Origin of the sequence: Buttiauxella noackiae (genome assembly GCF_000737905.1) — a bacterium.
In the GTDB taxonomy this organism is placed as follows: domain Bacteria; phylum Pseudomonadota; class Gammaproteobacteria; order Enterobacterales; family Enterobacteriaceae; genus Buttiauxella; species Buttiauxella noackiae.
Genome location: NZ_JPRU01000003.1, coordinates 127,733 through 151,377 on the forward strand (window position 1 = coordinate 127,733; position 23,645 = coordinate 151,377).

A 23,645-nucleotide genomic window follows, 5' to 3' on the forward strand; every position below is an offset into this window, starting at 1 on the left:
GTGGATCATCTGCCAATTATTCTGGTTTTGAGGTATTGCGGTGGCGAGTCAATTAGTTCTTAGAAAAGCAGATTTCTTTGCTTCTGCCGCGCAGCCCGTGGCAGTGGCAGACCGCTATCCGCAAAATGTCTTCGCTGAACACACTCATGATTTTTGTGAACTGGTACTAGTGTGGCGCGGTAATGGGCTGCACGTTCTTAATGACCGTCCTTACCGAATAACCTGTGGTGATCTTTTTTATATCCGTGCCGAGGACCGTCACAGCTATGAATCAGTCAATGATTTAGTCCTGCATAACATCATTTACTGCCCGGAGCGCCTGAAGCTCAACGTTGACTGGAACGATTTGCTATACAGCCAGGCTGAAGCGGGTAAAGATCCCCGGTGGCGACTCAGTAGTCACGGCATGGCGCAGGCCCGACAGTTAATCAGCCAGCTCGAACATGAAAGCCAGCAGCAAGATGCACTGTCATTTTGCCTTACCGAAAGCCTGTTTTTGCAATTGTGCATTTTGCTGCGCCGCCATCGTTATCAACCACACGATACTTCAGCCCCCAATGGCGGTGAAACGCTGGATTTGCTATTGGCAACGTTGGGAAACAGCTTCCATACCCCGTTCGATTTGCAGCAATTTTGCCAGAAAAACCAAGTGGCAGATCGCCATTTACGACAGCTTTTTCGCCAGCAAACGGGCATGAGTATCAGCCAATATTTGCGTCAGTTACGTATTTGTCAGGCCCAGGATTTATTGCGGCACAGTGAGATGTTGATTAGTGATATCGCCACGCGTTGTGGCTTTGAGGACAGTAACTACTTTTCAGTGGTGTTTCTTAAAGAGACGGGGATGACGCCACGGATGTGGCGCCAACGTTATATCACTCACTTTGATACCCTAAATAATTCAAGCTGCAGGTAGGCAGCAAGCGAACTTATCCCCTGCGGCTTGAAGTATGACGGGTAATTAACTGGCCATGCCCAGACCGACGATATTGGCCGCAATAATAATCACCACACAGCCCACACTCAGCACACCAACAGGGCGAGTCCCCGCAGATTTCCACTCTTTCATAATCAGGCCAACCAGCCCGCCACACAGTACGTAGAAGCTCATATGCAACATCCAGCTCATATAGTCGTACTGGGCAGGGATTTTGGCGTGACCCCAGGCATAAAAGAAGAACTGCAAGTACCACATCAAACCGGCAAGTGCAGCGAATAATACGTTGCTGATAATTAATGGTTTTGCCAGCGAGAAGTCGGCTTTGATCGAGAGATCTTTCATCTTGGCCAGACGAATGAAGCAGAAGCCAAGGTTGATCAGCGCACCGCCACCCATGATCACCACATAACTTGGCAATGCCACATATAGCGGATCAACACCCAGTGCGGCTGCGGCTTCGTGCATCGGTTTTGCGGCGTCCATCGCAAATGACATACCAGCTGAGAAGATTCCGCACATTACCGCCAGCATCAGCCCTTTTTTCAGGTTGAACTCTTCAGCTTTAATACCCATTTTACGTTCTTTAAGCTGGCCTGCGCGGGTAACAATTGCCACGCCTACCAGCGCAACCAGAACACCCAGCAGCGTCATACGCCCACCAGGTGTACCAATTAGCACATCAAATTTCCCGGCGATGATTGGCGTCATTAAGGTGCCAACAATCAGCGTGATACCAATCGCAATACCAATGCCCATAGACATGCCCAGGTAACGCATCGTCAGGCCATAGTTAATATTGCCAATGCCCCACATCGCACCGAACAAAAATACTGGCAGCAAGGTAGAAGCGTTAAACGAACCGTAGTAAGCCCAAAAATCAGGAAGCAAAATATAACTCACCAACCATGGCAAAATTATCCACGAAACAATACCGCCAACGGCCCACATGGTTTCCCATGACCAGCTTTGTACTTTCTTAAAAGGGGCATAAAAACAGGCGGCGCTAGCAGCACCGACCAAATGCCAAATTATCCCCATGGTTATTGCGTTACTCATTATCTATCCCTCTGTTTTAACTAAAAAACGCAGGGGTGACAGCTGGCTCCCCCATTACCTATGAGTCTAAAGAGTGAGCAAAGAGGTAACCTTCCATATGCTGCCGCAACGGGGGTAAAACTGGCAAAATTCAGGGGGTGTGATTGACGAGTGTCACAGTTCTTTATTTCGCCTCCGCCCGATAAGCGAACGGAGGCAAACTAAAAATAATTAACAGATTTTTAAGGTTTGCACTCCGAGTAACCAGGCAAGCTTTTCCAAAACTTCACCTTGATGACCAAGGCCAATCGCACAATGGTGAGCAGGCCCACCAAGACTCCATTGCGTAGTAAATTCACGCGCTGAAAGTGGGAAGCGGTAACGACTGTTAGTGTTGCCAATATCGAGTACATCACCGGGAACGGCTTGCCCTTCGGCATACTGTAAACACACGCCGTTTTGTGCATTCTCAACAATTGAAAGGAAAGTTACCGGGCCAGGTTTTACCGTCATCTGAATGGAAACGCCTTCCCCTGGTTTGCCGTGGTAAACCGGCAGAGGAACAAGACGCACATCTCCTTCGGCCATTAGTGGATGTGCTGGACCATCATGCCCCCAGAGCACCACATCATCGGTAAACTCTATGCCATAAGGTTCCGAAAACGAGCCACCCGCTCCCAGAAGTTGCTGGATCTTCATCGCCAGTACGTTTTTGATTTCATACTCACCGGCAACAGGAATGCCACGGCGAGTCAGCAAAGTATTACCGAGAATAATGGAGGTAATAATATTTTCGTAGGCGTTGCCGTTGCGCCCTTCATAGTAATAAGCCAGTGCACCGAGGTGATTGTTTTCAATAAGTTTATCCATGGCACAGGCGGTTTGTACCGCGCGTTCAAGTTCAGCTTTTTCGCAGGCGGGATCAATTTGCAGAGTAGCTTCCACTTCATGCCATTTTTTTGTACTGACACTTTGTGAAACCTGCTCGCGGTACTCGGCAAGCTCACACATTTCAAGGGGCTTGAAGCGCACGCCAAGTTTTGCGCTCAGGTTGGTCATGTTGCTGTAAACATCCACCATGCCATCGTAATAGTGACCCAGAACGCCCACCTGACAAGCAGACAACCCTTTTTGGGCCTCCAGCGCCTGTAGCCATTGTGAGGTTTGTTCCCAGACGTAGTCATCACCTTGTAATGCGCCAACGATAAGTTGATAGCGAATACCGGCACGATTAAATACGTTCGCCAACTCGGGTGCACTGCACGCCTGGCAATGAGCAAGCCACTCACCGGTACGTTGGCCGCGATCGCTCATGCCACGGATTTTGGCATAGGGCAAACCTGGCTCTGGTTGAAGCGCCAGGATAATCACCGGCTTATTTATTTTTTTCACCAACGGCAGAACCGTTGAGCTCAGCGCGTAAGTGCTGATGTAAAGCACAATGGCATCAATGGGCTGTTGCTGAAGTTGTGTGGCAAATGTATCGGCTTTGTCGACACTGTCTATCAGACCACCGTTAATGACGCAGGCATTGAGCTGTGTAAGGCGCCGGTCAATTTGGTGCAGATAAGCCGTAAGGCGTTGTTCCAGTCCAGAAAATTGAGGCCAATAGGTATCAAGGCCGATACCAAAAAGGGCGACATTTAGCGACATGATAAGGCTCCAGCAGGAAAGAAATGCTGACTATCCTCTTAATTACGCAGCGTTACCTTCACCGTGATGCCAGTTTCTGTGGTGGGTGGCAAAAAACGATTTATCCACCTGACGGCGCTCACATTTTCGCCAACATGACGAAAAGTTATAACCCTGCTAAAAGTACGGCATTGATAATCATTTTCAATATCATTTAATTAACTATAATAAACCAACTGATTACGCGGCGTTAACAGCCTGTTCGCCGTTCGATAATATCCCTGAGACCTATGAGCGACAGGAAGGCGGCAAGTGAACGAATCCCGATGAGCCTGGTAAACTTAGTGATTCGGATGAGTGAACGCAGCCAACGTAACTGCAGCTTGAAGGGTAACGGGTATAAATGGAGATGATGAATATGAGTTATACACTGCCATCCCTGCCTTACGCATACGACGCCCTGGAACCACATTTCGACAAACAAACGATGGAAATCCATCACAGCAAACACCACCAGGCGTACGTAAATAACGCGAATGCAGCGCTGGAGTCTCTGCCAGAGTTCGCAAGCCTGCCTGTTGAAGAGCTGATCGCTAAACTGGATCAACTGCCAGCAGACAAAAAAACCGTTCTGCGTAACAACGCAGGCGGCCACGCAAACCACAGCTTCTTCTGGAAAGGCCTGAAAACTGGCACCACCCTGCAAGGTGACCTGAAAGCTGCCATTGAGCGTGACTTCGGTAGCGTTGACAACTTCAAAGCAGAATTTGAGAAAGCAGCTGCAACTCGCTTTGGTTCAGGCTGGGCGTGGCTGGTTCTGAAAGGCGACAAACTGGCTGTGGTTTCTACCGCAAACCAGGACAGCCCACTGATGGGCGAAGCTGTTTCTGGCGTTTCCGGTTTCCCAATCGTGGGTCTGGATGTATGGGAACACGCTTACTACCTGAAATTCCAAAACCGTCGCCCTGACTACATCAAAGCATTCTGGGATGTAGTGAACTGGGACGAAGCAGCAGCACGTTTTGCCGCTAAAAAATAAGTTGCATTGCAGCTGACGAGAGGCGAGCCTGATGGCTCGCTTTTTTTATGTCTGTTGCAGGGAGGTTCAGATGCACTATTCGCTAAACGTTTATATCGGCAAAATTCGTGAATATCAGGGTAGTCGGCCGAGTGCTATCGCCAAATATCAGGTTGATGGTGAACTTAAACTCACCGAACTGGGCCTTGAAGGCGATCAGCAGGCTGAAAAAGTCATTCATGGCGGGCCGGATCGCGCGTTATGCCACTACCCGCGTGAACATTATCTTCACTGGGCGCGTGAATTCCCCGAACAAGCTGAGCTTTTTACCGCACCTGCCTATGGTGAAAACTTATCGACCGAAGGGCTGACGGAAAAAAATGTCTATATCGGTGATATTTTTCGTTGGGGCGAAGCGCTGATTCAAGTCACGCAGCCACGTTCACCGTGCTTCAAACTGAACTACCATTTTGGCATTAGCGATATGTCGTCTTTGATGCAGGAAACGGGTTATTGCGGCTGGCTTTATCGGGTCGTCATGGCGGGAAATGTATCGACAGAATCACCACTTGAGCTCGTTTCTCGCGTGAGTGATGTGACAGTTGCTGAAGCAATTGCGACAGCATGGCATATGCCATTTGATGATGAGCAGTATCACCGGTTACTTTCTGCGGCGGGGCTATCCGTGAGCTGGACACGAACCATGCAGAAACGGCGTCTACTAGGGAAGATCGAGGATAATTCCCGGAGATTGTTTGGGAAATAAACCCCAGAAACGAAAAAACCCGCGAGGCGGGTTTTAAAATTCTTAGCTTTGCTAACGTTAACCTTACAGGTTAGTTACGTTACCAGCAGCTGGGCCTTTAGCACCACTTTCGATGGTGAAAGAGACTTTCTGGCCTTCGTCCAGAGACTTGTAGCCATCGATCTGGATAGCAGAGAAGTGTACGAACACGTCTTTTGAGCCATCGTCAGGAGTGATGAAGCCGAAGCCTTTGTCAGAGTTGAACCATTTTACGAGACCAGTCATTTTGTTAGACATAGATATTACCTTTTAAATTAAATTTGCCTTCCGGCGCAATTGGAATGTTTTACAGATTTTTTAAAGCGATAAAGGAAGGTAGATCACGTCGAAGGGTATCTATGATAACTCTTTGAGGACTGCGCTACTAAACTGCTTAAGGGTCTGTGCTTCAAACCGATGGACGTATTAACACATATTCAGCATGTGAATGGCAAGGTTTATTTTAGCCGTCCGCAGGGCTAGAGCTCAAGCCAGCCGCGGCCTGGCTGCAAGTTCAGTAAATAACATTGTGACGATAGAGCGCCGATTCAAAGTCTTCCTTCATGCTTGCGTAGAGTAAAATATTGATTTGAGCATGGTTACTGTTGTCATAAAAGCAGCGATTCAATGAAGGTTGCCGCAGCATCCACCCCGATGAATTGTGACTTAAAAAACTCAATATCCTGGAGGCTTATCACCGCAGTTTCGGTGAGCGTAATGGTGTGTTCCTTCACTTCGCACTGCTTGTTTATTTTCTGGTTGCACGTAAACGTTGCAGTGCAACCTCAGGTGAGACAGTTTTTCCCTCTGCAACTTCTTGTTTTGCATTCATAACGAGTTTTAACAGTGCATTACTCTGGCGTTCACGTAAGCGTTCAGCCTCTTCTATCTGGCGCTCTGCTGCGGTCTGAACGAAGGGTTCTGCAACACCATTTTTCGTGGCGGAAATGCCACCTTCAAAAAGTTCGGGGTTGCTTAACCCTTCCCGGGCGGTCTTTTGGGACATTGTGTCAGGCATGAGAACTCCTCATAACAGGCAAGTAATGGTGAGTTTATGAACAGCGTCAGGCGATATCAAATTTATGACAAATTTGTACGCGCGTTAAGATAAGAGAGAGGACTGGGGAGGGAAAATCCCCCGCCTTTCGACGGGGAGAACAGCCATTACTGCATTGAAGCTTGAGCAGCAGAATACGCCTGCATAAACGCCTGATGCTGAGAGGCCAGCGGAGCAATCAGCGAATTGTACTGGCTTGCCTGCTGTGAAGTTGGGAACTGAATTCCACCAGCAGTAAAGCCAACTTGAGTGCCCTGCTGCTGAATGAAGTTACCCACTTGCACCAGTTGCGCTGTGAAAGTTTGCGCCGCAGGGATCAGTGGAGCCATAGCGTCTGCCGGAGCAGTAACCACTTTCTGATAAACCTTGTCGTAAACAACTTTCAAATCGTCAGGCTGCTTTAATGTGGAGCGAGCGCTGTCTGCCTGCATTTTGGCATTCTGCACCTGTTGGCCCAACACGTTCAGTGAACCGTTCGCCTGGCTCAGAGGCTCGCGCTGAGTCATATAATCTTGTGGTACACGAATGCTGTTTACGCTATCGGCGACTGGCTTCATGCCGTCATCCATTGCCTGGTTTACCTGTTGGGCAAAGCCATACAAAATCGCGTAATCAGAAACCAGTGGACCGAATTGCTTTTTCTGATCGGTTGTCAGCGTCGGCAGGCGTTCACCGCTGCGCATAACTGTGTTTTGTAAGAAATCGATAAACGCTTTACGTTGATCGCCTTCTTTATCAAAACAGCCACTCAGACTTACCACCATTAAAATTGCCGCAAGCGGCGCAAACCAGCGTGACCAGGACTTACCTGTCGCCATCTTTTCTACTCCTTCACCATTCAATGCAAATACGCAAATGCGCACCCAATAATGCTGCTAAGGATAGTCCAACCTGACTTTGCAAGATACCCTTTCACAACAATCTCTTTCAGGCATATTTGCGCTGAAATGGTGCATTTTCAAACGCCACTGTGCACCTTATTGGTACATTTCCCTTCAACTGCTCACTCCCATAAATGTACGTTAATCCTCTGTAATAAATAGATAAATCATCTATTTTTCATACCTGGCATTCATCTTGCTGATATCTGGATGCAGGGGTGATACGGGCAACCGATGTCGCCATACAATTTGGTAATGGATCACTAGGGTTCCGGTCGAAAGATGCTGGTCCGAGAGTGATCGACCGCCCTCTGGCGGTTACACGGCGGGACAAAAGCCCGGGAGGATAAGCGACCATTGAGCGCCGCCCTCCTGCACCTTTTTCCGCAACCGTCAGAGGAACCACCATGCTTAAAGCTTGCCACCGTGGAATCTTGTTTGCCGCACTCGCGCTGTTTAGCGTCAGCTCCTTTGCCGCCAAACCCACCTTTAAACTCTGCTGGTCTATCTATGCAGGCTGGATGCCATGGGATTACGCCCAGCAAAGCGGCATCGTTAAAAAATGGGCCGATAAATACGGCATCGATATTAAGTTCGTGCAGGTTAACGACTATATCGAATCAGTGAATCAATACACCGCAGGAGGATTTGACGGTTGCACCATGACCAACATGGACGCACTGACCATTCCTGCCGCAGGCGGCGTAGATAGCACCGCGCTGATTATTGGCGACTACTCCAACGGTAACGACGGCATTCTCTCTAAATCCGCAAAATCTATTGCCGAATTAAAAGGCCAGCCCGTTAACCTGGTCGAGCTTTCGGTTTCCCACTATTTACTGGCCCGCGCCCTTGAAAAGTCCGGCCTGAGCGAACGTGATGTGAAAGTGGTGAATACCGCCGATGCGGATCTTGTGGCTGCGTTCACCACACCGGAGGTGAAATCCATCGTCACCTGGAACCCGCTGTTGGCCGAAGCGCAAAAACAACCTGATGCCAAATTACTTTTCTCTTCCGCACAAATCCCCGGCGAAATTCTCGATCTGTTGGTGGTCAACACTGCAACCCTGAAAGCGCACCCGGAATTAGGCAAAGCACTCACCGGCGCATGGTTTGAAACGCTGAAAGTGATGCAAGGGGAATCAGAAACCGCCAAAACCGCCCGCACGCAAATGGGCCAGGCCGCAGGCACAGATTTAGCGGGGTTCGATGCCCAACTTGCTGCCACACATCTTTTCAGCGACCCGAAACTCGCACTCGATTTTACCGACAGCCCACAACTGAAAGCCACGATGCAGTTGGTTGCAGAGTTCTCCTTTAAGCACGGCTTATTAGGTGACGCCGCGCCATCAGCCGACGTGGTAGGCGTTGCGACACCTGCCGGGAATTGGGGTGACACCAACAACACCAAACTGCGCTTCACTGATGAGTTCCTTCGCCTCGTCGTAAGCAACGCGCTCTAAACCGGAGGTGCCCAATGCGCAAAATTATTAACTACCAACCCCAGCCAATGACTCGTGTGCTGATGGGCGCCCTACCGCTGGTTGCGATGATCTTCTTCTATCTGGTGGCATCTGATGCACGTCTTGCGGCAAACAGTTACGACAAACTGCTGCCGGGATTTGATGCGATGTGGGCGGCCATCGACCGCATGGCATTCACGCCAAGCCCGCGTACCGGGGAATATCTGTTCTGGACGGACAGTGCCGCAAGCCTGCTTCGCCTGCTGGTCGGCGTGGGGCTTAGTGCGTTTCTGGCACTGGTTTTTGGCCTGTTTTGCGGGGCGCTGCCGGTTGTGCGTTCAGTGCTTTCACCGCTGATTACCTTAATTGCGCTAATCCCACCGCTGGCGATTTTACCGATACTTTTCATCACCTTTGGTCTGGGAGAGGTCTCAAAAGTGGTGCTGATTGTCATCGGCATTACACCGTTTATCGTGCGCGATTTGCAGCTCCAGGTGCAGGCGATTCCCCACGAACAAATGGTGAAAGCCCAGACGCTTGGCGGCCATAGTGCGCAAATCCTCTGGCGCGTGGTGTTGCCTCAGCTTTTGCCGCGTCTGATTGACGCCGTGCGTTTGTCGCTATGTTCCGCCTGGTTGTTCCTGATTGCCGCCGAAGCGATTGCCGCCACCGAAGGACTGGGTTACCGCATCTTCCTGATGCGCCGTTATATGGCGATGGATGTGATTTTGCCGTACGTGGCGTGGATTACGTTACTGGCTTTCACCCTTGACCTGCTGCTGCGCGTGATCAACCGCCGCTGCTTCCCGTGGTACTACGCAAAATAAGGAGGCGCTATGGCGTTGCTCGAACTAAAAAATATCGAAAAGCACTATGGCGACCAGGTGGTGCTGGAACGGCTGAATGTCACCGTTGAAGAGGGCGAGTTTGTCTCGATTGTCGGGGCTTCGGGCTGCGGAAAAACCACCTTTCTGAAAATGCTGCTCGGCACCGAATCGGCCACCAAAGGGGAGTTTTTGCTGGATGGCAAACCTATCTCACAAGAACCGGATGCGCAGCGTGGTGTGGTTTTCCAACGCTACTCGGTGTTTCCGCACCTGACGGTGATTGGCAATGTGATGCTGGCAGAAGAGTTCAGCACCGCTCGCTGGCTGGGTCGCGTGTGGGGCAAAAAGCGCCGGGAAATTCGTGAACGCGCCCGCGCGATGCTCGACCAGGTCGGCTTATTGCCTGCGCAAAACAAATATCCGCACCAGCTTTCAGGTGGCATGCAGCAGCGCCTGGCGCTGGCTCAGGCACTGATGAAACAGCCGCGCATTCTGCTGCTTGATGAGCCTTTTGGCGCGCTTGACCCCGGCATCCGTAACGAAATGCACCTGCTGATTAGCGACTTGTGGGAGCGCCATCGCCTGACCATTTTCATGATTACACACGATCTGAAAGAAGGTTTTTCACTCGGTTCAAGGCTGTGGGTGTTCGACAAAGTGCGCCACGACCCGCAAGCACCAGACCGTTGGGGCGCAAGCATTACCTACGATATCCCGCTTGATAAAAAACCCGCCAGCCCGGTGGATGCCGAACCTGAACGTAAAGTCGCCTGAAATAAGGAGCCTACATGACCTATCAAACCATACTTCCCGCAGGCAGCCATTGGTCGCTGATTATGCGCAGGGGCACAGCTTTAACACTCACCGACATTAACGGCGGCGTGAACGCTGCCGCACTGTTTTACAACCCGGAAAACCTGCTGGAGCGTTATAACGCGCCGGACACCCTGAAATGCCAGCACACTTTCCGCTTAACCGCCGGACACTGCCTCTATTCCGATATGGGCCGCATTTTCTGTGGCATCGAACAAGACAACTTTGGTTGGCATGAAACCGTCTGCGGCAGCAGCAACGCCGCACAAATCGCGGAGCAATTTGGCGCACTGGATTACCAACATGCGCGCAACGAGCGCCATCAAAACGGCTACGACAGCTTTCTGGTTGAACTGGCGAAATACGGCCTTGGCAAACGCGATATGGCCGCGAACATTAACTTCTTTGCCAAAGTCACCGCAAGCGCTGAAGGCGATTTAAAACTCGAACAACAGGGCCTTGCGGGTGCATCCGTCACGCTGCGTTTTGCGATGGATACCTTAGTCGTTCTGCATACCTGCCCGCACCCGTTGAACACTGCCGCTGCATACCCGCGCCAGGCGCTGGGTATTCAACTGGACTCCACCCGCCGGCCGCTGCCAGAAATCTGCCTGCAACGTGAAGAAAACTGCCGTGGCCTGCATAACAACGAACTCTACATTCTGACTGAAGGAGCCTGCGGATGCTGACTGAAAGCCCACGCCACACAGAAAATGCCTCGCTGCGAGCCACGGTAAACGCAGGAGATTATTGGGTTTATCGTCTGCAAGAAGGCCAGACGATGCGTATCACCGATCTGGAAGGCAACCAGGCGGCAGATACCTTGTTTTATAACGCTGACGACACCGCCGAACGCTACAGCGTGACGGATACACTGCGCGGCCAGCGCAACGTTTTCCTCACCAGCGGCAGCGTGTTGCGCTCCAGTGAAGACCGCCCAATGCTGGAAATTTTGGCTGATACCTGTGGACGCCACGATACCCTCGGCGGGGCCTGCGCCACCGAGAGCAACACCGTGCGCTACTCGCTCGAAAAGCGCCATATGCACGCCTGCCGCGATAGTTGGCTACTTGCCGTAGCGCAGCACCCGGAATATGGCCTAACGCGCCGCGATATCACGCACAACATCAATTTCTTTATGAACGTGCCGGTCACTAAAGAAGGCGGGTTGCAGTTTGCCGATGGAATTTCAGCACCAGGGAAATATGTCGAACTGGTGGCGAAAATGAACGTTCTGGTAATGATCTCCAACTGCCCGCAACTCAACAACCCTTGCAACGGTTACAACCCAACGCCGATTGAAGTCGCCGTCTGGTAACACTTTTAGCGCCGCGGGACGGCCCGCACTCAAGCGCCCGAATTGAAAGCAGGACGACCTGCGAGTCTGAGAAACGGTTATGTTTAAACGAGTCTTGATTGCCAACCGTGGCGCAATTGCGGTGCGTATCATCCGTACCCTGAAGCAAATGGGCATCACCGCGATTGTGGTCTATGCCGAAGCAGATAAACACTCCCAACACGTGCGCCAGGCTGATATCGCCTTCTCATTAGGCGACGGTAACGTGCGCGAAACTTATCTCAACCAGGACAAACTGTTTGCGATCCTCAGAGAAAGTGGCGCTGAAGCGGTGCATCCGGGCTACGGTTTCCTGAGTGAAAACGCCAGCTTCGTTGAGCGTTGCGATGCAGAAAATATCGTGTTCCTTGGCCCAACCGTTGAACAGATGGCAGCCTTTGGCCTCAAGCATCGCGCCCGTGAACTGGCTGAACAGAATCATGTTCCGCTGCTTTCTGGCAGCGGCCTGCTAACTTCGCTCGATGTTGCCTTAGCGGAAGCCGAGCGTATCGGCTACCCGGTGATGCTGAAAAGCACTGCGGGCGGCGGTGGGATTGGCATGCAGTGCTGTGATAACGCATCAGCGTTGAAAGAGGCGTTTACCCGCGTAAAGCGCCTCGCAGGTAATAATTTCTCCGACGATGGGGTCTTTTTAGAGAAATTTATAGCCCACGCACGTCATATAGAAGTGCAGGTTTTTGGCGACGGTGCGGGCAACGTTATCGCACTTGGCGAACGCGATTGTTCAGCGCAGCGCCGCAACCAAAAAGTCATTGAAGAAACCCCTGCTCCGCGCCTGTCTGATGCAACCCGCAGCGCCTTGCATCGCACGGCAGTCGAGCTTTGCAAGGCGGTGAATTATCGCAGTGCCGGAACGGTTGAATACGTTTATGACGATATCAGCGAGCAGTTCTGGTTCCTGGAAGTGAACACCCGTTTGCAGGTTGAACATGGCGTGACCGAGATGGTTTACGGCGTGGATATCGTGAGCTGGATGGTGGCATTGGGTGCAAATGAACTTCCTGTGTTAGAAACTTTGCGCACTACGCCGCACGGCCATGCAATTCAGGTGCGCGTGTATGCCGAAGACCCGGCGAAAAACTTCCAACCGGTGGCCGGACTGTTAAGCGAAGTGATATTCCCACAGGCCATAGACGGCGCTGTGCTTCGTGTCGATCACTGGCTGGCGAGTGGCTGTGAAGTCTCGCCTTTTTACGATCCGATGCTGGCAAAAGTAATTGTTCACGCTGATTCTCGCGAGCAGGCGCTGTTATCGCTATCAAATGCATTGCAGCAAACGTCGCTATATGGCATCGAAACCAACCTGAACTGGCTGCGATATTTACTGACTTTGCCAGAAGTACAAGAAGGACGCGTCATCACCGCCACGCTTGGCCAGGTGAACTGGCAACCTGCAACGCTGGATGTCATTACCGGCGGCACCATGACCACTATTCAGGATGCACCAGGCCGTAGCGGTTACTGGCACGTCGGTGTGCCGCCTTCCGGCCCGTTCGACAACCGCGCCTTTGCGGTAGGCAATAAGCTACTGGGCAACGATGCGCAGGCCGCAGGGCTGGAAATTACATTGCGCGGCCCGACACTTCGCTTTAATCAGCCATGCGCTTTCGTGCTGACTGGTGCCGAAATTGCCGCAAAGCTTGATGACGAAAAGGTATCAACAGGCGTGGTTATCAATGCTAACGCAGGGCAAACCTTAACCCTGGGCGATATTACTGGCGCGGGTTGCCGGAGTTATTTGCTGCTGGCAGGTGGGCTGAACTGCCCGCAATATCTTGGCAGCCGCAGTACTTTTACGCTGGGCAAGTTTGGCGGGCATGCAGGGCGCGCTCTACGTGCTGGCGATGTGTTGCACCTGGCAGCAGCGCAGCATCGCCCAGCAGCGGTATTAACCGAGCAGGATTACCCGCAACTCAGTCATAGCTGGCAGATACGCGTGATCTACGGCCCACATGGCGCACCGGAGTTCTTCACCGAGCAGGATATTAAGGAGTTTTTTGCAGCGCGTTGGCAGGTGCATTACAACTCCAGCCGCACTGGTATTCGCCTGATTGGCCCAAAACCGACCTGGGCGCGTAGCGACGGTGGCGAAGCGGGAATGCACCCGTCGAATATCCACGACAACGCTTACGCCTTTGGCACGGTGGATTTTACAGGCGATATGCCAGTGATCTTAGGGCCGGACGGCCCGTCGCTTGGTGGCTTTGTTTGCCCGGCAACAGTGATTAGCGATGATTTGTGGAAACTCGGGCAGCTTAAAGCCGGGGACACGATTGAGTTTGTGGCGGTGAGCCTGGAGGGTGTGGAAAACCAAATGACCTCTCCAATCCTCTATCACGATCACGCCAACAACGGCATGCCTTCCGTTACTATCCGCGCTGCTGGCGATCGCTTTTTACTGGTGGAATACGGCGAGCAGATGCTGGATATTGCCCTGCGTTTTCGCGTCCACGCGCTAATGCAGCACCTGGAAGCCTATCCGCAAGCAGGACGTCTTGAACTAACTCCCGGTATTCGCTCACTACAAATTCATTTCGATAACCATCTTTGCCCTCGCCAGCAGTTGCTGGATACGATAGTCGCAGCCGATAAAGATCTTGGCGATCTACAAAACGCCAAAGTCCCGTCGCGTACCGTCTGGCTCCCACTGAGCTGGGATGATTCCGCCTGTCGTGAAGCAATAACGCGTTATACCCAATCGGTTCGTCCGGGCGCCCCATGGTGCCCGAGCAATATCGAATTTATCCGCCGTATCAATGGCCTTGATTCAGTTGATGAGGTCAAAAAGATTGTCTTTGATGCCCGTTACTTAGTGATGGGTCTGGGGGATGTTTATCTCGGCGCGCCAGTGGCAACACCGCTTGATCCTCGCCATCGCCTGGTCACCACCAAATACAATCCGGCGCGTACATGGACTGCGGAAAACTCCGTGGGCATTGGGGGTGCTTACATGTGCGTTTATGGTATGGAAGGGCCTGGCGGATACCAGTTTATCGGGCGCACATTGCAAATGTGGAACCGCGATCGCCAAACAGATGTATTCACCAAACCGTGGCTACTGCGCTTCTTCGACCAGATTCGTTTCTATGAGGTGAGTGCTGAAGAGCTACTGGAAATACGTGAACATTTCCCGTGGGGCGACTACCCGCTGCGCATTGAAGAAGAGGAATTTTGCCTCGATGACTATCAGCAACTGCTTGAGCAAGAAGCAGAAACCATCGATACCTTCCAGCAGCAACGCCAACATGCTTTTGATGAGGAACTGGCTCGCTGGCGTGCTGAAGGTCAATTCACCTTTGACAGTGCGCTGGATGAAGCCCCTTCTAATGAAGAGTACATCCCTGATTCCTGTTGCGGCGTTGAAAGTCAGGTCGCCGGGAGTGTATGGCAATGGTTGGTTGAACCTGGCGAGCAGGTTAGCGCTGGGCAAACCATTGGTATTCTGGAGTCCATGAAGATGGAAATCCCCATTACTTCGCCCGTGGATGGCGTTATCCGTACCTTCCAGCGCCAACAAGGGCATCAGGTCCACGCCGGGCAGTTGTTGATGGTGATTGAAACAGCGGCCTGATTTTCACTTTTTATAAGGTGGGTTGCACTGGCGGCCCGCCTATTTTATATGTTGCTCAGTTGTTAACTCACTCACAAATCCGCACAGCAAAGATATTCATTTAATTTACTAATATTTAAGGTGTTATTTCACAAGCACCAGTATTTCCATCCCTGACAGTACGATAATCGCACACAAACACCTGCCGAATGATTGCCCAATAGCCTGCTGAGTGGTTTGATTTAACGAACGATTAACGAATTATTGTTCGATAATCGAACACCTCAGCATCCTTCAGGACGTGCCTTATGACAAAGACAACAACGACAGATATTCAGGCATTTATAAATAACAACCGCTTTTCCAGATATCAGTGGATGATCCTCATTCTCTGTTTTATTACGGTGGCGTTGGACGGTTTTGATACCGCAATTATTGGATTTATCGCCTCAGACTTAGTACAGGAATGGGGCGTGCAGAAATCTGACCTTGGGCCGGTGATGAGTGCCGCTCTGGTCGGGCTGGCAGTTGGTGCTTTAACAGCCGGACCAATGGCTGACCGTATTGGTCGCAAAAAGGTGTTGGTGTTATCGATTCTGGTATTCGGTGGTTTTAGCCTGCTAACAGCCTTTGCGACCAGCCTGACATCCCTCGCTCTGCTGCGTTTCCTCACCGGGCTTGGTCTGGGTGCGGCAATGCCTAACGCGGCAACGCTGATGTCAGAATATGCACCAGAGCGTAAACGTGCCCTGCTGGTGAACCTGATGTTTGTCGGCTTCCCGATTGGTTCTTCAATGGGCGGTTTTGTCTCCGCATGGATGATCCCACATTACGGCTGGCAGAGTGTACTGGTGCTGGGCGGCGTGATGCCCCTGATTCTTTCGGTTGTGCTGATCATTTGGCTGCCGGAATCGGCCCGTTATCTGGTCGTGAAAAACAAACCGCAAAAAGATATCTCCGCCATTTTGAAGCGCATCGCCCCGCTGCCATCTGGCGAAAACCTGCGTTTTGTACTGAACGAAGTCGGTGGCCATCTCAAAGACAAAACCGCGCTGGGCGTGATTTTCTCGCCAAGATATCTGGTGGGAACCTTAATGCTTTGCCTGACCTACTTCATGGGCCTGCTGATTTTCTATCTCCTGACCAGTTGGTTGCCGCTGCTGATTCGGGAAACAGGTGCAACCCTTAGCCAGGCGTCAATTATCACCGCACTATTCCCGCTGGGCGGAGGCATTGGGGTTCTGATTATTGGCGCACTGATGGACAAGCTGAACCCAAACAAAGTGGTCGCAGTGGGTTATTTACTGACGGGTCTGTTCGTCTGCCTGGTAGGGTTCTCAACTTCAAGCCTGGTATTGATGGGCGTGATGGTGTTTATCGCAGGCACCATTATGAATGGTGCGCAATCTTCAATGCCTGCGCTAGCCGCCGGGTTCTATCCAACACAAGGTCGTGCAACCGGTGTGGCCTGGATGTTGGGGCTTGGGCGTTTCGGCGGAATCCTTGGCGCGTTTAGTGGCGCATTCCTGATGCAGGCTGAATTGTCGTTCAAAACTATCTTCATGTTACTGGCGATTCCGGCAGTGCTTTCTGCCACCGCGCTGATGGTGAAATCCTGGGCTGGCCAGCGTACCCTGGCTGAAAATCGCGCCAATAATCATGAGCTGGATGAAGTTACGCAAAAAGCATGATGGAAAAATCGATAAATACGGCGGGCCAGTCCCGCCGTTTTGCGTAAAATGCATAACCATTTACAAATTTATACTCAACCTCGCTCATCACAGACTTTTCAATTCGTTATGCCGCTTAGTTTTTTTGCTGAAACGCATAAGCCTGATACCGCAAGAAAATAGTTAGCCTGAAAACCATCGGTACGCTTTTTTTCCAACTACTCTTAATAGGCTTCTTACCGTTCACGAGGTCAATGTGTGATTTATGAGGAGTTATCGATGGAATATAAAGATCCAATGTTTGAGCTACTGAGCAACCTTGAGCAGATTGTTTTTAAAGATAAACAGCAAACGATGGCGCTTAATGACAAGCCCAATGCATTTTCTGAATTTGAACAATTGAGAAAAAGTACCGGACTTAAGATTGATGATTTCGCCCGCGCAATGGGTGTGAGTGTTGCAATGGTACAGGAGTGGGAATCAAAACGACTCAGACCCTCCAATACCGAACTGAAGTTGATGCGCTTAATGCAGGCGAATCCAACAATCAGTAAGCAGTTAATGGAATAATTTTGTACTTTGTACCATGATTGCCTTGTCCCAACATTGTTAGCCAAAACCCCGCCAGAGCGGGGTTTGTCGTTTCTGAATGCTACGTAAATAGTATGAAACGAAGCGGCAATTTGGCGAAACCTGATCTACATCACTCCCGAAATCGCAATTCTAAACCATAACTTAGAGAGGGTTATTAACACGTAAAGCAAAAGGAGGTTGTATGTCTAAGAAAATCCTGGTTCCTATCGATATTTCCGAAACAGAACTGACACAGCAGGTTATCCCCCATGTAGAAGGGTATGCAAAGCAAGACGATGCCACGATCCACTTCCTGGCTGTCATCCCTGACTATACCTATTTTGCCGCTTACGGCCTGGGCTATACTTCGATTGCACCAGATGCCAAAGAGAGGGAGGCTGCCGCCATGGAATCGCTGAGCGAAATAGTGGCTAAATTTAGCCTGCCTGAAGATCGAATTAAAAAGCACGTTCTGAGCGGTTCGCCGAAAGATCATATCCTCCAGTTAGCCGATGACATTGACGCCGATGTGATTATTCTGGCCTCCCACCGCCCTAGCATGTCTACCTATCTTCTTGGCTCAAACGCTGCCGCAGTGGTTCGCCATGCAAAATGTTCAGTGCTCGTGGTTCGCTGAGTCATAAAAAACCCCGCAAAGCGTTAACGCCGTTAGTTTAAGAGCGAGATGTGCGGGGCGACCACCGGGTTTGGCATCTCTTCAGGAACCCAATCCCGGTGTTTTTTCTAATTCATTGGCTTATACGCAAAGCGGGGTTTGTCGCTTATGGCATGACTTAGAACGTTTCCCAATTTGCATCAGAGCTTGCAGGTTTCGGCTTCAACGATGCTGGTTTTATACGTGGTATTTGGGCTGGAGGTACGATTTCTTGCCTGGCACTTTGCTCTATTCGGAACACGGCAACGGCCTGGCGCAACTGGCTGGCCTGGTCTTCCAATGCAGACGCAGCAGCAGCAGATTCTTCTACAAGTGAGGCGTTTTGCTGTGTGACGCTGTCCATTTCTGAAACTGCCTGTGCCACCTGTTCAATACCCTTGCTCTGCTCATCAGATGCCGATGATATCTCGCTCATAATGTCAGTAACGCGGGTCACTGCCGAAACAATCTCCTTCATCGTATCGCCAGCCTCACGAACCTGATTCGAACCGGTATCAATGCGGGAAACCGAGTTCTCAATCAACACTTTAATTTCTTTTGCAGCCTGCGCGCTGCGGCTTGCCAGCGTACGCACTTCCCCGGCTACTACGGCAAAACCACGCCCCTGCTCACCCGCACGGGCTGCTTCCACAGCGGCGTTCAAAGCCAGAATATTGGTCTGGAACGCAATTCCGTCGATAACACTGGTGATATCAACAATCTTCTCAGAGCTTTCGGCAATTTCGTTCATGGTGTTAACCACGCTATCGACCACCCGGCCACCTTTTAAGGCAGTGTCCGAGGCATTCTTCGCGAGATGTGTCGCCTGGCGTGCGTTGTCGGTGTTCTGTTTAACCGTGGCAGTAAGCTGTTCCATACTGGCGGCAGTCTCTTCCAGCGAGGCCGCTTGCTGCTCAGTACGGGATGAAAGGTCGCTGCTGCCAGCCGAGATTTCACTCGCCCCGGTGTAGATAGAATCAGCGTTGTCACGCACGGTGCTGACAGTACGAACCAAAGATTGCTGCATCGCTTTCAGGCCAGCGGCAAGTTTGCTCATTTCACTACGCCCTTCAGCATCAATACGGCGTGTCAGATCACCTTCTGAAATGGCGCCAATATGCTCCATCACGCCTTGTAATGGCCGCAACAACACACGTTGTAGACCCAGCCAAATCAATACGATTACCGCAATAACAATCAGCAAAATCGTACCGAGCGTCCATTGCATGTGGGTGAAGCTGCGCTGGTTTTCTTCACTCGCCGCCTGTAACAACGCAGTGTTATGCATCAGCCATTGGTCATAAACCGCTTTCATGTCGTCCTGCGTCTGCTGGGCATCAAGGTTTCCGTAGGCTTCGTAGTTATCCGCTCGCAGGAACTCGATAGATTGCTGCAACACATCGTGCATTTTCTGGTAACGCACTTCTGCCTGGTTATCGATAGTTTCATCCTGTCCATCTACGTGCGGCGACTCTTTATAGTTCGTGAAGTATTTTTCCGCTTCACCAAGCGATACCGTCGCATTTGCCAACAGTTTATTCATCGCTTCCAGTGCTGCGGGATCGCGCTGATTCTTCAGCATACGAATGGCTACACGGTTGATAGTGACTCGAGTTTGCACCAGTGTCTGGAAGCTACCACCAAGCTGTTGCTGCTGATAGTTCAACTGCCCAGTGTGCTGGAAGTTCTGCCTGTCGTTACTAACAGAGGAGTAATACAGCGAGCCGGTGACCAGCAATAACACGCTGAAAATGCTCAGCGTAATGATGATCCCCGTTATAACTTTGATATTTTTCATTATGTATAGCGCGCCTGTGGAATGAATGTTCTTTTATTCATTATCGGTTTTGCTAATTTTTACTTTAGACACCCAGGCATGCGACAACAGCTAGTATATTGATAAGAAAGAGTAAATAGTTGGCGAAAAAAAACCCGCCGAAGCGGGTTCTTTAAAACGGCAGAGTACTTATTGAAGCAGAGAGATATCTGCAACCTTCAAGAACAGTTCACGCAGTTTGGACAGCAGCGTCAGGCGGTTGATACGCAGATCTTTGTCTTCTGCATTCACCATCACTTTGTCGAAGAACGCATCAACCGGCTCGCGCAGGTTGGCTAATTCTTCCAGTGCTTCCTGGTAACGACCTTCAGCGAAGAATGGTTCCAGTTTGTCGCGCAGCACAACCAGGTTAGTCGCGAGGCGAATCTCTTCGGCTTCTTTCAAAACGGATGCGTGAACGTGGTCGTTCAGCGTCTCGTCTGACTTCGCCAGAATGTTGGAAACACGCTTATTCGCAGCTGCCAGTGCAGATGAAGATTCAAGCGTACGGAAGTGGGACACCGCTTTCATGCGCGCATCGAAATCTGCCGGTTTGGTCGGACGACGAGCCAGCACGGCCTGGATGGTATCCACGCTGTGGCCTTCTTCCTGATACCAGGCGCGGAAACGGCCCAGCATAAAGTCGATGACTTCGTCGACAACCTTCTGGTTAGTCAGCTTATCGCCGTAAAGGCACACGGCCTCTTCGGTCAGAGTTTGCAGATCCAGAGGCAGGTTTTTCTCAACGATAATACGCAGAACACCGAGCGCTGCACGGCGCAGAGCAAACGGGTCTTTGTCGCCTTTAGGGTGCTGGCCAATGCCGAAGATGCCCGCGAGGGTATCCATTTTATCGGCGATAGCCACGGCGCATGCCACCAGGTTAGACGGCAGTTCATCACCCGCAAAGCGCGGCTGGTACTGCTCGTTAAGCGCAACAGCTACATCTTCTGCTTCGCCGTCGTGACGCGCATAGTGCATGCCCATCACGCCCTGAGTGTCGGTGAACTCGAACACCATGTTGGTCATCAGGTCGCATTTAGACAGCAAACCGGCGCGAGTTGCGTGGTTTACATCAGCGCCAATTTGACCCGCGATCCAGCCAGAAAGCGCTTCAATACGGTTAGTTTTGTCGCGCAGCGTACCGAGCTGTTGTTGAAACAGAACAGTTTCCAGACGCGGCAAGTTGTCTTCGAGACGCTTTTTACGGTCGCTGTTGAAGAAGAACTCGGCATCTGCCAGGCGTGGACGCACAACTTTCTCGTTACCAGAGATAATCTGAATCGGGTCTTTCGATTCGATGTTGGCAACAAAGATAAAGTTTGGCAGCAATTTGCCGTCGTTTGCGTAAACCGGGAAGTACTTCTGGTCACCTTTCATGGTGTGAACCAGCGCTTCCGCAGGAACGGCAAGGAATTTCTCTTCGAATTTCGCGGTCAGAACAACCGGCCATTCCACCAGAGAAGTCACTTCTTCCAGCAGGCTTTCGCTCAAATCAGCGTTACCGCCAATTTTGCGCGCCGCTTCTTCAGCGCCTGCTTTGATAACCGCTTTACGCTGCTCGTAGTCGGCAATAACTTTGCCACGTTCAAGCAGGATTTCTGGGTACTGATCGGCATTGTCGATGCTGAATTCCGGCTCGCCCATAAAACGGTGACCACGAATAACACGATCGGAGGCAATGCCCAGGATTGTTGCAGGAATAACTTCGTCGCCCAACAACAGGGTCACAGTGTGAACCGGACGCACGAATTGGGTGTTGTTATCGCCCCAACGCATCAGTTTTGGAATCGGCAATTTGGTCAGCGCGGTGGCAATCATTGCAGGCAGAAGGGCTTGCGCGCTTTCGCCTTTAACGTGCGCACGGTACAGCAACCATTCGCCTTTGTCGGTCGCCAGACGTTCAGCTTGATCAACGGTGATGCCACAACCACGAGCCCAGCCTTCAGCTGCTTTGCTTGGTTTGCCTTCTGCATCAAATGCCGCAGAGATAGCCGGGCCACGTTTTTCAACTTCACGGTCAGGCTGAGATTCCGCCAGATTAGAAATTTTCAGTGCCAGACGGCGTGGCGCTGCAAACCATTTTACTTCGCCGTGAGCGAAGTTCGCCGCATCCAGTTCCGCAGTAACGTTTGCAGCAAAGGATTCCGCCAGGCTGCGCAGGGCTTTTGGTGGCAGCTCTTCAGTGCCAATCTCCACCAGGAAAGTTTTTTCAGACATGGCAGCCTCTTATTTGTTCTTATTGCACATCGGGAAGCCAAGCGCTTCACGAGAAGCGTAATAGGCTTCGGCCACGGCTTTCGTCAGAGTACGAATACGCAGAATGTAGCGCTGGCGCTCGGTAACCGAGATGGCCTTACGGGCATCAAGCAGGTTAAAGCTGTGCGCAGCTTTCAGAATGCGTTCGTAAGCAGGCAACGGCAGTGGGTTTTCCAGCGCCAGCAGGTGCTGCGCTTCTTTCTCATACTGCTCGAAGCAGGAGAACAGGAAGTCCACATCGGCGTGTTCGAAGTTGTAAGTTGATTGCTCAACTTCGTTCTGGTGGAACACGTCGCCATAAGTGGTTTTACCCAGCGGGCCGTCGCTCCAGACCAGATCGTAAACGCTGTCTACGCCCTGGATGTACATTGCCAGGCGCTCTAAACCGTAGGTGATTTCACCGGTAACCGGTTTGCACTCCAGGCCACCAACTTGCTGGAAGTAAGTGAACTGAGTGACTTCCATACCGTTGAGCCACACTTCCCAGCCCAGACCCCAGGCACCCAGCGTTGGGTTTTCCCAGTTGTCTTCTACGAAGCGAATGTCATGAATCGTTGGGTCCATACCCAGCTCTTTAAGCGACCCAAGGTACAGCTCCTGAATGTTGTCAGGAGAAGGCTTGATCACCACCTGGAACTGATAGTAGTGCTGTAAGCGGTTCGGGTTTTCACCGTAACGGCCATCGGTAGGACGGCGAGATGGCTGCACATATGCAGTCGCCATCGGCTCTGGCCCTAAAGCCCGTAGGCAGGTCATTGGGTGAGAGGTGCCGGCGCCGACTTCCATGTCCAAAGGTTGAACAATGGTGCAGCCCTGGCGCGCCCAGTAGTCCTGTAAAGTCAGGATCAGGCCTTGAAAGGTCTTGGTATCAAACTTTTGCATGTTGATTTCGCACGCGTTCGAGAGGGTTAAAAAGGGAAGCGGCCAGTATACCTGTTGAGTGCAAGATATACAGCCTCAATCCACGTGCGTTTGCCTTGTGTTGCGGCTTTATGTCGTCGAAAGGTGTAAGAATTGACCACTTTCGTCGAATGAGCAGGTAAACCCTTCCCGGCGAACAGTGCTGCCTTGAATCTCATAACTACCCTGGTACTGCTTAAAATCGACAACGCTAATCTGTTGTTCGCGGGTGTTATAACGATATGCAGCTTCCTGCCGACAAGTTTCAATCATCACATCACCCTCAACAACAGGCTTTTGTGCGACTTGCGCATATTGCGGTTGTTGCTCTGGTGTAGTGCAAGCGCTCAATAACAGAACGCAAAAAACGAGAGCCCAGCGGCTATTTTTTATTTTTGGCATCATCATTCGTTAT

General features: G+C 51.2%; 22 protein-coding genes and 1 riboswitch. Of the genes, 13 read left to right on the forward strand and 9 right to left on the reverse strand.

The window, feature by feature from the left end:
* The first annotated feature begins 40 nt into the window (after nt 1–40).
* Complete coding sequence (gene rhaR, locus IX31_RS16460) at nt 41–916, forward strand: HTH-type transcriptional activator RhaR (RefSeq protein ID WP_051880742.1); 876 nt, start codon at nt 41–43, stop codon at nt 914–916.
* Between the two features lie 45 nt (nt 917–961).
* On the opposite strand, the gene rhaT is transcribed toward rhaR, so the two are convergent.
* Together rhaT and IX31_RS16470 are read right to left on the reverse strand one after the other, a co-directional pair.
* A complete protein-coding gene (gene rhaT / locus IX31_RS16465; protein WP_034460392.1) occupies nt 962–1,996 on the reverse strand; it encodes an L-rhamnose/proton symporter RhaT in 1,035 nt (344 codons plus the stop codon).
* Between the two features lie 210 nt (nt 1,997–2,206).
* Nucleotides 2,207–3,628: an L-fucose/L-arabinose isomerase family protein gene (locus IX31_RS16470; protein WP_034460394.1), complete on the reverse strand. Its 1,422-nt coding sequence runs from the start codon at nt 3,626–3,628 to the stop codon at nt 2,207–2,209.
* A gap of 23 nt (nt 3,629–3,651) precedes the next feature.
* Here IX31_RS16470 and IX31_RS23445 point away from each other — a divergent pair, with 23 nt between their 5' ends.
* The 3 genes from IX31_RS23445 (at nt 3,652) to yiiM (ending at nt 5,391) form a co-directional block, all read left to right on the forward strand.
* A complete protein-coding gene (locus tag IX31_RS23445) occupies nt 3,652–3,825 on the forward strand; it encodes a hypothetical protein (protein ID WP_157837380.1) in 174 nt (57 codons plus the stop codon).
* A gap of 200 nt (nt 3,826–4,025) precedes the next feature.
* Entirely contained in the window at nt 4,026–4,646 is a 621-nt protein-coding gene (sodA, locus tag IX31_RS16475) for a superoxide dismutase [Mn] (protein WP_034460735.1), read from the forward strand.
* Between the two features lie 70 nt (nt 4,647–4,716).
* Nucleotides 4,717–5,391 carry a 6-hydroxyaminopurine reductase gene (gene yiiM, locus IX31_RS16480; protein ID WP_034460395.1) on the forward strand — a complete coding sequence of 225 codons (675 nt, stop codon included), beginning with the start codon at nt 4,717–4,719 and terminating at the stop codon, nt 5,389–5,391.
* Between the two features lie 63 nt (nt 5,392–5,454).
* On the opposite strand, the gene cspE is transcribed toward yiiM, so the two are convergent.
* From cspE to IX31_RS16495, 3 genes are all read right to left on the reverse strand, one after another.
* Complete coding sequence (gene cspE, locus IX31_RS16485) at nt 5,455–5,667, reverse strand: transcription antiterminator/RNA stability regulator CspE (RefSeq protein WP_034460397.1); 213 nt, start codon at nt 5,665–5,667, stop codon at nt 5,455–5,457.
* A gap of 490 nt (nt 5,668–6,157) precedes the next feature.
* Nucleotides 6,158–6,427 carry a hypothetical protein gene (locus IX31_RS16490; protein WP_034460398.1) on the reverse strand — a complete coding sequence of 90 codons (270 nt, stop codon included), beginning with the start codon at nt 6,425–6,427 and terminating at the stop codon, nt 6,158–6,160.
* Nucleotides 6,428–6,573: 146 nt separating this feature from the next.
* Nucleotides 6,574–7,284 (reverse strand): DUF3053 domain-containing protein, encoded by a 711-nt coding sequence (locus IX31_RS16495; RefSeq protein WP_034460399.1) that lies wholly within the window; start codon nt 7,282–7,284, stop codon nt 6,574–6,576.
* Nucleotides 7,285–7,599: 315 nt separating this feature from the next.
* Nucleotides 7,600–7,694, forward strand: a riboswitch (guanidine-I (ykkC/yxkD leader).
* Between the two features lie 60 nt (nt 7,695–7,754).
* On the opposite strand from IX31_RS16495, the gene IX31_RS16500 reads away from it, so the two are divergent.
* From IX31_RS16500 to uspF, 9 genes are all read left to right on the forward strand, one after another.
* Nucleotides 7,755–8,810, forward strand: a complete 1,056-nt coding sequence (locus IX31_RS16500; protein WP_034460400.1) for a putative urea ABC transporter substrate-binding protein — start codon at nt 7,755–7,757, stop codon at nt 8,808–8,810.
* Nucleotides 8,811–8,824: 14 nt separating this feature from the next.
* Complete coding sequence (locus tag IX31_RS16505; RefSeq protein ID WP_034460401.1) at nt 8,825–9,637, forward strand: ABC transporter permease; 813 nt, start codon at nt 8,825–8,827, stop codon at nt 9,635–9,637.
* Between the two features lie 9 nt (nt 9,638–9,646).
* Nucleotides 9,647–10,411: an ATP-binding cassette domain-containing protein gene (locus tag IX31_RS16510; protein ID WP_034460402.1), complete on the forward strand. Its 765-nt coding sequence runs from the start codon at nt 9,647–9,649 to the stop codon at nt 10,409–10,411.
* Between the two features lie 14 nt (nt 10,412–10,425).
* Nucleotides 10,426–11,139: an urea amidolyase associated protein UAAP1 gene (locus IX31_RS16515; RefSeq protein ID WP_034460404.1), complete on the forward strand. Its 714-nt coding sequence runs from the start codon at nt 10,426–10,428 to the stop codon at nt 11,137–11,139.
* On the forward strand, nt 11,133–11,768 hold the full coding sequence (locus tag IX31_RS16520; RefSeq protein WP_034460406.1) for an urea amidolyase associated protein UAAP2: 636 nt from the start codon (nt 11,133–11,135) through the stop codon (nt 11,766–11,768). The genes IX31_RS16515 and IX31_RS16520 overlap by 7 nt, the downstream gene beginning before the upstream one ends.
* Before the next feature lie 79 nt (nt 11,769–11,847).
* The gene (locus IX31_RS16525; protein ID WP_034460408.1) at nt 11,848–15,378 is read left to right on the forward strand and encodes a 5-oxoprolinase/urea amidolyase family protein; all 3,531 of its coding nucleotides are present in this window, start codon (nt 11,848–11,850) and stop codon (nt 15,376–15,378) included.
* Nucleotides 15,379–15,665: 287 nt separating this feature from the next.
* On the forward strand, nt 15,666–17,048 hold the full coding sequence (locus IX31_RS16530; RefSeq protein WP_034460411.1) for an MFS transporter: 1,383 nt from the start codon (nt 15,666–15,668) through the stop codon (nt 17,046–17,048).
* Between the two features lie 258 nt (nt 17,049–17,306).
* The gene (locus IX31_RS16535; RefSeq protein WP_034460413.1) at nt 17,307–17,597 is read left to right on the forward strand and encodes an HTH-type transcriptional regulator; all 291 of its coding nucleotides are present in this window, start codon (nt 17,307–17,309) and stop codon (nt 17,595–17,597) included.
* A 205-nt stretch (nt 17,598–17,802) separates the two neighbouring features.
* A complete protein-coding gene (gene uspF, locus IX31_RS16540; RefSeq protein ID WP_034460415.1) occupies nt 17,803–18,237 on the forward strand; it encodes a universal stress protein UspF in 435 nt (144 codons plus the stop codon).
* Nucleotides 18,238–18,394: 157 nt separating this feature from the next.
* Here the strand turns inward: uspF and tcp are convergent, their stop codons facing one another.
* The 4 genes from tcp to IX31_RS16560 all read right to left on the reverse strand — a co-directional run bounded on the left by tcp (nt 18,395) and on the right by IX31_RS16560 (nt 23,632).
* A complete protein-coding gene (gene tcp / locus IX31_RS16545) occupies nt 18,395–20,053 on the reverse strand; it encodes a methyl-accepting chemotaxis citrate transducer (RefSeq protein WP_034460417.1) in 1,659 nt (552 codons plus the stop codon).
* A 168-nt stretch (nt 20,054–20,221) separates the two neighbouring features.
* On the reverse strand, nt 20,222–22,291 hold the full coding sequence (glyS, locus tag IX31_RS16550; protein WP_034460419.1) for a glycine--tRNA ligase subunit beta: 2,070 nt from the start codon (nt 22,289–22,291) through the stop codon (nt 20,222–20,224).
* 9 nt (nt 22,292–22,300) lie between these two features.
* Nucleotides 22,301–23,212 (reverse strand): glycine--tRNA ligase subunit alpha, encoded by a 912-nt coding sequence (gene glyQ, locus IX31_RS16555; protein ID WP_034460421.1) that lies wholly within the window; start codon nt 23,210–23,212, stop codon nt 22,301–22,303.
* A 108-nt stretch (nt 23,213–23,320) separates the two neighbouring features.
* Nucleotides 23,321–23,632 (reverse strand): YsaB family lipoprotein, encoded by a 312-nt coding sequence (locus IX31_RS16560; protein ID WP_034460737.1) that lies wholly within the window; start codon nt 23,630–23,632, stop codon nt 23,321–23,323.
* Between the last annotated feature and the right edge of the window lie 13 nt (nt 23,633–23,645).